Source organism: Parabacteroides merdae ATCC 43184 (assembly GCF_025151215.1).
Taxonomy (GTDB): Bacteria; Bacteroidota; Bacteroidia; order Bacteroidales; family Tannerellaceae; genus Parabacteroides; species Parabacteroides merdae.
Genome location: NZ_CP102286.1, coordinates 115645 through 128102, shown reverse-complemented (window position 1 = coordinate 128102; position 12458 = coordinate 115645). Strand labels below are relative to the sequence as shown.

Here is a 12458-nt window from a genome sequence, read left to right as displayed (position 1 = left end):
GGATTGAAACTGATATTTGGACGTCAGAACCCATACTCCGCTTTGTCGTACCTTATATAGGTACGTGGATTGAAACATCCGGCACTTCAATACCAAGAATACGCTTAATAGTCGTACCTTATATAGGTACGTGGATTGAAACTTAATAACCGTCGCTTCGATCTCGAATGCGAAGGTCGTACCTTATATAGGTACGTGGATTGAAACAAGAACACAGTCTGACTTTTATAAGGTTCAGATGTCGTACCTTATATAGGTACGTGGATTGAAACAGATAGGTACGGCTCAAATGATAATGAAGGAACATGGTCGTACCTTATATAGGTACGTGGATTGAAACGGTGTTATTTTGAACGATAACATACAAATGAAAGTCGTACCTTATATAGGTACGTGGATTGAAACAAATCCTGTTTCTTTATCTGACACACAGGCGACGTCGTACCTTATATAGGTACGTGGATTGAAACTATTGGAGCCGGTAGACGCCAAAAGCGCGCCATTGGTCGTACCTTATATAGGTACGTGGATTGAAACAATACTATACGGATGAGTTTTGTGACCCCTTTAAGTCGTACCTTATATAGGTACGTGGATTGAAACACGGATGTAGATACGATCAAAATCCAAGGCCTTGTCGTACCTTATATAGGTACGTGGATTGAAACTGATAAAACAGGAATAAAACACAAAAAACCGTTCCGTCGTACCTTATATAGGTACGTGGATTGAAACAGGATTGTATGTAAGTGTAATAAAAAGAGGTGCGGTCGTACCTTATATAGGTACGTGGATTGAAACTATTGTGGCAGGAGAAGATGATCCTGAAAAATGGTCGTACCTTATATAGGTACGTGGATTGAAACTTGAGACGGATAAAACACTTGGAGCTAATGCTATGTCGTACCTTATATAGGTACGTGGATTGAAACTTGACAGTGATAACAGTAGCGTAATAAGTTTGCAAGTCGTACCTTATATAGGTACGTGGATTGAAACTGTAAAGGATAGACAGGATAATGCAGGGAAAGAAAGTCGTACCTTATATAGGTACGTGGATTGAAACCATAGCGGTAGGAGTAGCCATAATAGGGCCTGCGTCGTACCTTATATAGGTACGTGGATTGAAACCTGTTTGTCTCTTACTCCTTATTCCCAATTCATGTCGTACCTTATATAGGTACGTGGATTGAAACACGAATATAAATACGATCAAAGCCCAAGGCCTTTTGTCGTACCTTATATAGGTACGTGGATTGAAACATGGAAAAGAGTAGGGAGGTCGAAAGCGTGATATGTCGTACCTTATATAGGTACGTGGATTGAAACAGGAACGGGTAAACATACTTGAATATGCCGCTTTGTCGTACCTTATATAGGTACGTGGATTGAAACTTTGAATTTACCCCCTTTAGAGGATATGGAAGCGTCGTACCTTATATAGGTACGTGGATTGAAACTTATATTGTACATCTATTGCCATCAAATGAATCATTGTCGTACCTTATATAGGTACGTGGATTGAAACTGACGGTAATTTAAAGGACGGTCTTACCGTTTGTCGTACCTTATATAGGTACGTGGATTGAAACCGTTATATGTTTTATAACATATAGTCGGTTGTTGGTCGTACCTTATATAGGTACGTGGATTGAAACAGTTGACAACCGGTACGCGTGTCCTTCGGAGTCTGTCGTACCTTATATAGGTACGTGCATTGGCCAGAAGTTGATACACGTGTCATAGCCGTCGCACCCGTAAAGGATGCGACGGTAATGTTATTGTTGTAATTCAGACACATTTCAATCCAAACGCACTATTATAACCAACTCAATCTGTAACACCTATCACATCAACAGTAGTTCCTCTACCCAAGCACCGTCCAAAACCAATCCGGCCCGTTCATCATAACACCTTCCATCTTCCAATATAAAAATCCCAGCATACACTCCCACTGTTCCCTGTTTACATAACTGTTCGAAATCCCATTTTCTAATGGATACGCTATACTGCTGTAGCTTACGTAACAACCAAAATTCCGGGCCAATCCGCTTCAGTTCCTCCAGTAAGGTTGCACCATCACCATAGCCGACCAAGATGGATACCGAGTCTTTATCGTCTATCAACCGGAACTTCTCTGCAGCAGTTGCAAACATAAAGTGCATTTCTGCAAAACCTTTATATAACAGACCTTTTATATTAGCCTTATCAAAGGTGTTACAATTGCTATAGAATAAGCTGAAATATTGAGCCATACACTCCGGAGAAAACAAGTCGCTCCCATCGGAAACAGACAGTATCTCCCGCAAAGCAGCCGCTCCCTTTCCCATCAAACCACGCAAAAGAGTATTCTCCAAATTAAAGACAAAAACCTGACCTAATTTACCCACATGATTCAATTTGCCTTCCCGGTTACATCTTCCTGCCGCCTGTATGATTGAATCCAGACCGGCAAAAGCACGGTATACTACAGGGAAATCAATATCTACCCCGGCTTCAACCAACTGCGTACTTATCACACGGACTGGTTCATTGTCCTTCAATTTCTGCTTGATCAATTTTATAACTTCCATGATATGCGCGGAGCACATCATACGCGACAAATGTAAAGTTCCTTCAGGCATCCGCCGGTAAAGCTCGCGCGCGTCCTTACGGGTATTTACAATACATAGCACACAATCATACCCGGACAGCTCGTCGGCAAGTTCATCGAAGTTAGTGGTTGTGCCTGGTTCCGGCCAATGCAGCTCCACCCGTTTAAAAGCCTCAAACAAATTATCATGCACAGAAGTAATTTCTGTCACGGGAGTTTTCAGTCCGTCAAAAGCCCCCGGTCCTGTTCCGATCCGACCGGAAAAAACGGGTAATGTGGCCGTAGTAAACAAAATACTGGCTTTAAAAGAGGCTTGCAAGCTCTGCAAGACATCCAGTATGGGGTGCAAAAACTCAACCGGTAACATCTGCGCCTCATCCAGAATAACAACAGAGTTACAGATATTATGCAATTTCCGGCATCGCGAAGTGCGGCAAGCATACAGCGATTCAAAGAACTGCACATTTGTCGTCACAATGATCGGAGCATCCCAATTTTCCGTTGCCAGCAAAGAAGGGGACCGTTCGTCGTTACTATCCTGTTGCAAATTACTATGATGCTCCACCACATTCTCCGCTCCGAAAATATCCCGGAGCACGGCAGCCGTCTGTACAATAATACTCGTATAAGGAATAACGATGATAATCCGTTTTTTTTTGTAACGAACGGCGTGGAGGAGTGCCCAAGCCATCGACGCCAATGTCTTTCCCCCACCTGTCGGAACTGTCAGGCTAAAAAAGCCGGGAAGGCTCTCGGCCATCTTCCGGCAACGGGACAGGATAGCCGCCCGTTTCTCATTGATGAAAGATGCTGGTGCATTTGCCGTAAGCGATTCCATATAGACATCAAACCGATCCTTCAACGTTTCCATAGAATCATATTGCCCACGCCTGGCTGCTTGTTCCGGATGCATAAACCGCTCCGTATCCAAGTAGTCGGCATCAACCAGGCAAGAGAACAACATGCGAATCCATTGATGTATATCCTTCTCAAAATCATCAATCAAAGGCTGGTCTAACGAAGCAACCACCTCTTGCATCTCTTCCGGTGCATCTTTCAGCATCTCCTGGTAGCAATCTGTTTTAGACAGACGTCTATTCAAATTGGCCTCCCCGGAAGAAGTCCAGTCCAGCAATCCCGAATGATGTCCGGCTATACAATAAGCCAATGGAGGATAATAACCCGGCAATTTTTCTCTCGCCAGAATCGCTCCAGCCGAGGAATGGTCGGGTTTATCCACTACTTTCTGTTCCACTGCCATGCCGGATGCGTTACGGATATAAGGTTGAAAACTATTCTTTGTATATTTCCCCATATCATGCCACCAGCCATTCTGCTTTCCCCAAGCCGCCGCCCCGAAAACAGATGCAAACGATTCGCTTAATGTGGCCGTACCGACTGAATGTTCCTTCACCGTCTGTATCCGGAAAGCATCCTCTTCTACTCTGACATGCGCTATAAAATCTTGTTCTTTCATCATTTCATATAATAATTTTCTGCTATCCATTCGCCATTTGCAATAGCGACCTATAAGTAGCTATATAACAATCTATTACTTCATTGCAAACTCTTTTTCATTTGCAATAACATTTGTTATCCACCCTACATTATCCCACCTTCACCACCGAATAGCAAGTTCCTTTCATCGTGCGGCGTGAAGGGATCTTATTCTTCTGGAGCAGGCGGCCGAAGTAGGTCAACCGTTTATTGCCCAACTTAATGCCACTTTCACTTTGCAGATACTGGAGAATTTCAATGGCGGATAATTCCAGACTCTCCTCTCCCGGCCGGGCGGCACGAAAGTACTGAAGAAACAACTGTTCTTCGACAGGCAGTTGCTGGAATACTTCATTGTTACGAGTTGTCGAGAACTCCTCTTCGGAAGTAAACCAATAACGTTCGCCATTCTTTAAAGCAGCCACTGCCTGGGCATACAACTGTTCATAGTTTATTGACGTTGAATTATCTATCGTACCGGATATCTCGATACAGATAAAACGCCGGCTTCCGGTCGGATCGGTCAACAGATCGTAATTGTTGCAGGTCGCGATAAAAGAGGCATACCGGTGCAATGCCTGAATACTTCGCTTATAAGGCTGGCGAGCGTTGACAACCGGCTTTTGCAAGACATTCTTTAAAAAGCTCTGGTAAGCGGAACTGACCGAATCGAATTCATCGATATTGATCAAGGCAAAACGAGTCAGCATCAGTTCGGCATCCCGTTTGTTACTGAAATCAATGCTATCCGTATAATACATACGAAGCGAAGGCGGCAACAAATTCCGACACCAGGTGGACTTGCCACATCCCTGCGGACCGACCAGCAAAGGCAACGAACTGTTTGCATGCAAATGCTCGCGCCTGTACCAGTGGGCGGTCATACTCAGGAACCAGATATAAAACAGATTGCGCCACTGGGCATTAGCGGTCGGCAGCGTATCGGCCAGTGCACGTATATGATCCTTACCGTCCCACTCCGGCAAATATTCCAGATAATCTTCCAACGGATAAAAGACCGGAACCCTGTCGGAATAAACATACCGCTTCACATCGCGATCCCAAAGAGCCAGCCCTTCGGCCTGCGCATTCAGACCGATGCTATTTAGAACCGTTTCGGTAACCGGGGCAAAATGGATATAGTACGAACCTCTTGCCCGGAACTCCACTTCGCCTGCCAGCATATTCCGCCGGAACTCATACCGCCGTTTCATAAACTCGTCCGTCTTTATCGAAAGCAGTTGCTCGGCAGGCATCACCGGCTTCTTCCCGAAACACTTCGACAGTTGGTACACCATGTGAACCGTCTCCCGGATCTCCTCTTCAAACAGTTCGAGATTCCGGCTAATCTTTGTCCAGCGAACCACATCCTCTTCCGGAATACCGGAGCGAAAACAATTTTCAGCCAACCTTGTCAGGAAAGGCCTGACCTCTTTTCCTTCATCCAAGCCACCCGTCTTTTCGAGGGCGTCCAACATACAGGCATTATAAAAACGGGAAACGATACGACTGCGGTCATATCCGGGCATCATGCGCAAAAGCGGATCTTCCTCTTTGGCCACCACCTCCCGATAGGTCGGTTCGGCAGGCATCTGCATCGGTTGCTCCTGAATCAACGGTGTGGCCGACGGATTATAATATAAACCAGGATCAAAAGAATGGCGGCATCCTCTTTCCAACGATGCCTCCTCCCCCATCTCTATATGACGTTGCAGATGAGCCTGATAAAAGGCCACTGCACGCCTGTAGGCCACCGCATGAAACAACTCGGCCAACTCCCTCTTTTCCGGAAGGGAACCGTCGGGCAACACAAAAGGAACCAGTATTTTCACGCTCTTCCCGCTCGAACCGACAAAGGCAGCCATTGTCTGCGGGGCTAAGGAAGCGAGTCGCTTCACCTCCACGGCCTCTTCCCTATCCGCCAGATTGCCGACATCCATCAGCACCAGCCCGTTATACACCTGATACTCTATCCTGCTTTCCTTTTTCCTGAACCGGGCGGCAAAAAGCAAAACAGGAATATCCGTCGCATGAATGTTCCGATCGCCAGGCATTGAAGAGGATAATATCCCCCGATGTTCATTCACCACCCTGGCTTGTTCGCCGGATCTTATCGCAGTCATCACATCTGGCAACTCTATATTTTTCAAAGACTTACCATTACTCTTCACTTGTGTTATTTTCATATCCGGACTCATTTGTGCAACTTTTGTTTTATGACTAATGACAAACTCCATTGCAAACTCAAAAAGATATTTGCAATGGAATAACAAACTATTATACAAATTATTACCTGGTAAGATTGCAAATGGCAAATACTTCCCGTAAACTTTATGTATAAAACCTATTTCATCCTCGTAAACTCAATACTTCTCAGCCTCTCCTTCAGTTTCGGGCTGGGTTTGAAGCCAATTCCTTTCAGCTTAATAGATTCGGCACGGATTTTCAACGGATCTTCCACTTCACGGTTGGGTCGGGCAGTTACGGAAAATGTTCCCAAACCGTCGATCGTCACGGTATTGCCGCCTTCCAGAGCTTCCGCAATCAGAATAGTCAGATTTTCCACAAGTCCTTTCACTTCGCCGTAGGAAAATGTACTGGATCCGGCTATTTGCTCGGCTAAAGCATCCAAATTCACATTGTCATAGCTTACCGTCGTTACCGAATACTTTACCGTCTTATTATCAGTAATATTGTCATTGATTTTTGTCAGCTTGTATCTTACCGCCATACTATTATCTTTCTATTAGATTTAACATTAACACGATTTATCTCAAAGGTTACCATCCTATATCTTATTAGTAACCACTCAGTAACAACAGCCTGTACAGGATAATCGGTCAAGATGTACAGGATGGTTTACCAGGGTGTACAGGATAACTAACTAAGAGGTACAGGATAGCATTAGCAAGTCAGCGCTAAAGGTATAAAATATAATAACACAAACAATTGTTCTTCAAGACTTATTTACTATACCTCCCAACATTTCCGCCATCAGTTGATTCATCCCGGTATTTGGACAGCAAGCATATCAAATCCCCGTCCCCAAACGTGAAGTGTCTACCTCTTTTGCCTTTTTCTCTTTGTAGCCACCGAAACTATACCGTAATGTCAGTGTCACATTCCGGCTATCCTGCCACAGTTTCATGCGGCTTTTCTGCCCCTGTTCATCCACACGGGTAACGGGATTGCCTCCCTCGAACAAATCATTACCCCGAACCGTCAGGCGCATCTTCTTTTTCGCGAATGTCCAGGTCAGACCGGCCGACACGTTGTATATCAGATCGACATCATACAATCCCTGTATGACCGGAGATATACAATAGCCCCGCAACTCCAACAACAAGTTCCGGTCTTCGGTCAGGTAGAAGGTATTGTTCAATTCGGCCCGGCCAAACAGTTTTTTACGGTCGAAAAAGACATCATAAAGCGTCCCTTTGTTATGAATGGCACAGCCCATCAGCGTCAGCCTGGAACTCATAAAATCAAAAGGCCTGAAAGGGATGACGGCGACCGCTCCGTACATATTGTAGATATCCATATTCACTGTCTGGAATACGGACCTCAACTCATCGTGGCGCTGGTACGTCATCTGTTGTATTTTATCGGGCTGTATATTTGTAAATAAGCCGAATACATACTTGCTCTTCAGGACATAATTCAGTTGCATCGAATAAGAGAGCTGCGGCTTCAGGTCCGGGTTCCCGATTATAGAACTGTAGACATTCATATAATAGGTAGTAGGAGTAGTCATCCAATAGGACGGATAGGTTTTATCACTCGAAAAGGAAAACATCAGCATACCGGACGGAGCCACCTTGTAAGTAAAATTCAATTGAGGGAAAAGGCCGGCCCTGTTCCATAATGTCTTTTTCTTTCCTGCCGAATCGACGGATGCTTTATAATACTGCAAGGAAAGGGATGCATTCAATGAAACCTTTTTCCCGAATTGTTTCGTAAAACTGGCAAAAGCACCCATTGAATAATCTTTTTGTTTAAGGCGGAAAGTTCCTTCAGGAGCATTCCCACCATTGATCGACTGACCGGACTCGTTACGGGTATCGGAAAAAGAAGCATCTACTCCGTAATCCAACATCCATTCTTTTTTCAATTTACGACTGTCGTTCATATAAAGATCAACACGTTGTACCTGCTGGGAAGACAGAGTTGAGATTGTCTGCTCTTCCTCTTTTTCAAAGTCATTAACCAAATGTTGCTTGTCGTCATTCTTATAAAAAGTATAATCCATCCCGGCTCTGAACCCTTTATGACCGATATAATCCATCCGGGCATTATGCAGATTCGAAGCGCCGGACAATTCCAGCTCCGTCTCTACCCGCCGGATATCGACAAACTCGGTCAACGCGCCTCTTCTCGATACTTTATCCGGGTCGTAAAAACGGCCGGTATAGGAAAGTGACAAGCGGTCTTTACTTTTCAAATCGAAATCGAAAGCTCCCCGTATATTGTGAGAAAGGCTTACATTATTATACCAGTCATCCTGCCTAATATCGTACGGGCGATCGTTTACAGTCGGTCGGGCAATCATTTCCTCTTCCTGGCGTCCATGATCATAAGCGGCCGAATAAGAGATATCAGCCGAGTAATTCTTCCCGATATACGAAAGGTTCGCCTGACCGGATGGAGAAAAGAAATAACCTTGCTTACCCGTCAAAGAGATTTCCCCCTTCAGCACGTCTTTCAAAGATTTGTCATTTTCTATTACGACATTGATGGATGCACCTTTCACGCCAAACCGGGGAGGCGTGCTATACATCACATCTATTTGTTTTACTTTGGATGAAGATGTGGATTTCAATAAGCCAGCCAATTGTTCCGCTGTCATCGAACTTTTGCGTCCGTTGATCAGGATCGAGGTCGAAGGGGTTCCGATAATCGACACCTTATCCCCATCTTTTTGTATACCGGGCAATTCGCCTATCACATCAAAAGCGTTATCGACCGGTTTATCTTTTACCAGGTTCGGAATGTCGTACTGCAACTTGCCTTCCGACACTTTCACCAGCGGCCGTTCCGCTTTTACAAACACCTCCGGAAGATCTACGGTTATACTGTCGTTCACGAAGATGTGTTTCTTTTCCGTTGCGTTCTGCCCCCATCCAGGTACTTGCCCTGCCAGAAAAACGGTCAACAAATAATGATAGAAATGCTTCATCGTATTATTTTTTCTTGTAAAGGTTATATTCGGAAACGAGAGTTCCAAACTTTGCCTCTTTTTGGTAAGACTATATAACATCCCCCCGCACGAATGTTATTTAGTCTTACCAAATAAACCGGATCAGATAAACTTTCCCTACATTTGTTTACATGAAATCTTCGTTCAAATATGTAATCGTTCTGGTCATCCTGTCGTTGTCCGGCCTCTTCATCTATCAGCTATTCTGGATAACCGGCCTCTACCACTCACGGCAAAAGCAGAACCAGGAAGAGATCCGGATGGCGATCAAAAATGCAGATCATATCGAACTGTTCAATCGGGCCGATTTCCTCAGCAGGGTCACGCACAGGCAAAGAGAGACATCCGCCATTGCCGATACGAAAGGCGGTGCGGCTCTCAGTACCCGGTTTCCTGACAAGGATTCGGTTATTCCCGAACTGAGCGTGCAGCCTTTAGATACGAATATCTATCATCCCCGATACCGGAGCCAGACACTCCGTAACGAAGCGGGTAAAATGCTAAAAAGCACGGCAGTGGAGGTCGGTAACGATTTCAGGTCGTTAGGAGAGTTAGGCTTACAGATGCAGCAAGCTCTACATGAAGTGATCGATTCGGTCAAACCGGTCGACCTTGCAAAGTTCGACAGCATCCTGTCCTCCCACCTGCAAAAGAGGGGGCTGGATATTCGCCATCATACCGAAATGTGGAATCTGGAAGACAGTTCGATCATCGCCTCATCCGTTCCGGCAGACCTGGACAAGACAGAATACGACCTACACAAATGGGAATACACGACCTATCATAAAAGGGCTTATCTGGTTTATACCGAACCAACCCGGTGGGATACGATCCGGATGATGTCGGGCATCCTATTCTCTTCATTCCTGATCCTGTTGATCCTGATCCTCTCTTTCGCTTATATGTTCTGGTTCCTGATCCACCAAAAGACAGTGGAACAACTGAAAGATGACTTTACGCACAATGTCACGCATGAATTGAAAACCCCGATAGCAATCACCTATGCAGCAATCGAAGCCATGATCCATTACAACATAACCGGAAACAAAGAAAAGACAAACAAATACTTGCATATCTGTCACGAGGAAGTGCTACGTCTCGGCAATATGGTCGAGCAAATTCTTTCACTCGGCCTGGAACGTAAAAAGGATTTCAAACTTAAATACGAAAGAGTAGACCTGAACGGGTTGCTCGATAAAATCGTCGAACAACAGAGCATCAAATCCTCCAAACCCTTTCATGTCGGGCTGGAATCCATGCCGGACAGGATTATACTGGAAGCCGACAGAACACATCTTTACAACATCTTGAGCAACATTCTGGACAATGCCATCAAATATTCCGGTGATAGTCCGCACATCCAGATAACGGCAGAAGAGCGCAACGGTTCGGTCATCATCCGCATTACCGACAACGGCATCGGAATAGAAGAAGAACACCTGGCACATATCTTCGATAAATTCTACCGGGTTTCCAACAGCAAGCGACCTCCCGTAAGAGGGTACGGCATCGGGCTGTTTTATGTCAAGACAATGATACACATGCACAACGGTACGATCCGGGTAGAAAGCCAGCCCGGAAAGGGAAGTTGCTTCATAATCACATTACCGCAAACACATGAAAGACAAGAAATCGATATTATTGGTTGAAGACGAAGCGAGCCTGTCCATGATCATCAAAGATGCACTGGAAGAAGAAGACTTCCAAGTCATAACGGCAGGAAACGGCCTGCAGGGGATCGATCGTTTCTACAAGTATGCTCCCGACCTGATTATCGCGGATGTCATGATGCCGGAAATAGACGGGTTCGAAATGATCCGGCGGATACGGAAGGAGAATAAAGAAGTGCCTGTACTCTTCCTGAGTGCCCGTTCTTCAACAGATGACATCGTCTTCGGCTTCGAATTAGGAGCCAACGACTATGTTCGCAAACCGTTCAGTCTGCGTGAATTGGTCGTTCGCGCTAAAGCCCTCCTGATCAAATATAAACAGGAGGAGGGAAGAACCGAATTCTACGAGATCGGGCTTTACACTTTCTACCCGAAAGTCCAGACCTTGCTGATAGCCGGAGAAAGCGACAAACTCTCCTACAAAGAATCCGAAATATTGAAACGCCTATGCGAAAACGAGAACCAGCCGATCTACAGCAAGGACATTCTGCTGAGCCTATGGGGAGACGACAGCTTTTATAATGCACGCAGCCTGCATGTTTTCATCACCAAGCTGCGCCACAAATTGGACAAAGACTCTCGCATCAAGATCTTGAACGTAAGAGGAATCGGTTACAAGTTAATCTGTGAACCACTTTAATATCTTTGATACTGGTACATATATTCTATTTTCCTCAAATCTTCGATTGAAAGGCGTCGTAAGCGGATAAAGATTGGGAATGCATAGCCATGATAGTAACCCAAACCAATACCTCCGCCGATTTTGTTTCAAAACTAAGCCATAAGACAATTGCCAAATTAACGATGAGCTGGTCAGGATTATAAAAAACGAAGGCCACGGGATTCACATCCGGCGGCCTTCTACACTAACCCTTAACTTTAACCAATGAAAAACAATAATCTACTTTATTAGTTTTTTAACGAAGCGATTGCGGCTTCGTAATTCGGTTCGTTCGTTATTTCGGAAACCAGTTCCTCATAAACAACTTTACCGGCTTCGTCGACAACTATCACGCCACGGGCTAACAAACCCTTCAGCGGACCATCGACCATCAACATCCCGTACCCGTTTTCAAAACAAGAACAACGGAATGCAGAAAGTGGGATCACTTTATCGATACCTTCCGTGGTACAGAAACGTCCTTGCGCAAAAGGCAAGTCTTTTGATACGGCAAGCACCACAGTATTAGGAAGAGAAGCGGCTTCTTTATTAAAACGTCTTACCGATGCGGCACACACGGCAGTGTCCAAACTTGGGAACACGTTAATCACGACTTTCTTTCCTTTTAAATCTTTCAGATGCAATTCGGATAAATCGCTCTTTACACCCTTAAAATCAGGAGCCTCTGCTCCAACTGCGGGCAATGAACCGTTCGTATTGACTTCATTACCTTTAAATGTTATCTTTGCCATCTTTTGTTGTATTTTATGTTCTTTATCAAAAGCGGCTTACAAATATAAGCTGCTTTGTATAACTTAAACAAAGGAATCTGAATAATGT

The 12458-nt window shown here is 44.8% G+C and carries 7 protein-coding genes and 1 CRISPR repeat array (1 of these 8 running past the window's edge); of the genes, 2 read left to right on the top strand and 5 right to left on the bottom strand.

Translation table 11 applies throughout. The annotated features are described in order from the left end of the window. Window positions 1-1724: direct repeats of the CRISPR family, unit length 32 nt; unit sequence GTCGTACCTTATATAGGTACGTGGATTGAAAC; it reaches 86 nt to the left of the window's first position. A 123-nt stretch (window positions 1725-1847) separates the two neighbouring features. The 4 genes from NQ542_RS00495 to NQ542_RS00480 all read right to left on the bottom strand — a co-directional run bounded on the left by NQ542_RS00495 (window position 1848) and on the right by NQ542_RS00480 (window position 9266). Further along, window positions 1848-4073 (bottom strand): CRISPR-associated helicase/endonuclease Cas3, encoded by a 2226-nt coding sequence (locus NQ542_RS00495; RefSeq protein WP_005651105.1) that lies wholly within the window; start codon window positions 4071-4073, stop codon window positions 1848-1850. Between the two features lie 127 nt (window positions 4074-4200). Continuing rightward, window positions 4201-6276 (bottom strand): BT4734/BF3469 family protein, encoded by a 2076-nt coding sequence (locus tag NQ542_RS00490; protein ID WP_036724679.1) that lies wholly within the window; start codon window positions 6274-6276, stop codon window positions 4201-4203. Between the two features lie 158 nt (window positions 6277-6434). Beyond that, complete coding sequence (locus tag NQ542_RS00485) at window positions 6435-6821, bottom strand: HU family DNA-binding protein (RefSeq protein WP_005641501.1); 387 nt, start codon at window positions 6819-6821, stop codon at window positions 6435-6437. A 300-nt stretch (window positions 6822-7121) separates the two neighbouring features. After that, entirely contained in the window at window positions 7122-9266 is a 2145-nt protein-coding gene (locus NQ542_RS00480) for an outer membrane beta-barrel family protein (protein ID WP_005651100.1), read from the bottom strand. A 152-nt stretch (window positions 9267-9418) separates the two neighbouring features. Here NQ542_RS00480 and NQ542_RS00475 point away from each other — a divergent pair, with 152 nt between their 5' ends. Beyond that, window positions 9419-10936: a sensor histidine kinase gene (locus tag NQ542_RS00475; RefSeq protein ID WP_005641505.1), complete on the top strand. Its 1518-nt coding sequence runs from the start codon at window positions 9419-9421 to the stop codon at window positions 10934-10936. Continuing rightward, the gene (locus NQ542_RS00470; protein WP_005641507.1) at window positions 10905-11597 is read left to right on the top strand and encodes a response regulator transcription factor; all 693 of its coding nucleotides are present in this window, start codon (window positions 10905-10907) and stop codon (window positions 11595-11597) included. The genes NQ542_RS00475 and NQ542_RS00470 overlap by 32 nt, the downstream gene beginning before the upstream one ends. 269 nt (window positions 11598-11866) lie before the next feature. On the opposite strand, the gene tpx is transcribed toward NQ542_RS00470, so the two are convergent. Continuing rightward, window positions 11867-12370 carry a thiol peroxidase gene (gene tpx / locus NQ542_RS00465; protein WP_005641510.1) on the bottom strand — a complete coding sequence of 168 codons (504 nt, stop codon included), beginning with the start codon at window positions 12368-12370 and terminating at the stop codon, window positions 11867-11869. Window positions 12371-12458 lie beyond the last annotated feature (88 nt).

Excerpts from the sequence above, each read along its gene's own strand:
- NQ542_RS00475 (WP_005641505.1), top strand. The coding sequence starts at position 9,419 with ATGAAATCTTCGTTCAAATATGTAATCGTTCTGGTCATCCTGTCGTTG.
- NQ542_RS00480 (WP_005651100.1), bottom strand. The coding sequence starts at position 9,266 with ATGAAGCATTTCTATCATTATTTGTTGACCGTTTTTCTGGCAGGGCAA.
- tpx (WP_005641510.1), bottom strand. The coding sequence starts at position 12,370 with ATGGCAAAGATAACATTTAAAGGTAATGAAGTCAATACGAACGGTTCA.
- NQ542_RS00495 (WP_005651105.1), bottom strand. The coding sequence starts at position 4,073 with ATGATGAAAGAACAAGATTTTATAGCGCATGTCAGAGTAGAAGAGGAT.
- NQ542_RS00490 (WP_036724679.1), bottom strand. The coding sequence starts at position 6,276 with ATGAAAATAACACAAGTGAAGAGTAATGGTAAGTCTTTGAAAAATATA.
- NQ542_RS00485 (WP_005641501.1), bottom strand. The coding sequence starts at position 6,821 with ATGGCGGTAAGATACAAGCTGACAAAAATCAATGACAATATTACTGAT.
- NQ542_RS00470 (WP_005641507.1), top strand. The coding sequence starts at position 10,905 with ATGAAAGACAAGAAATCGATATTATTGGTTGAAGACGAAGCGAGCCTG.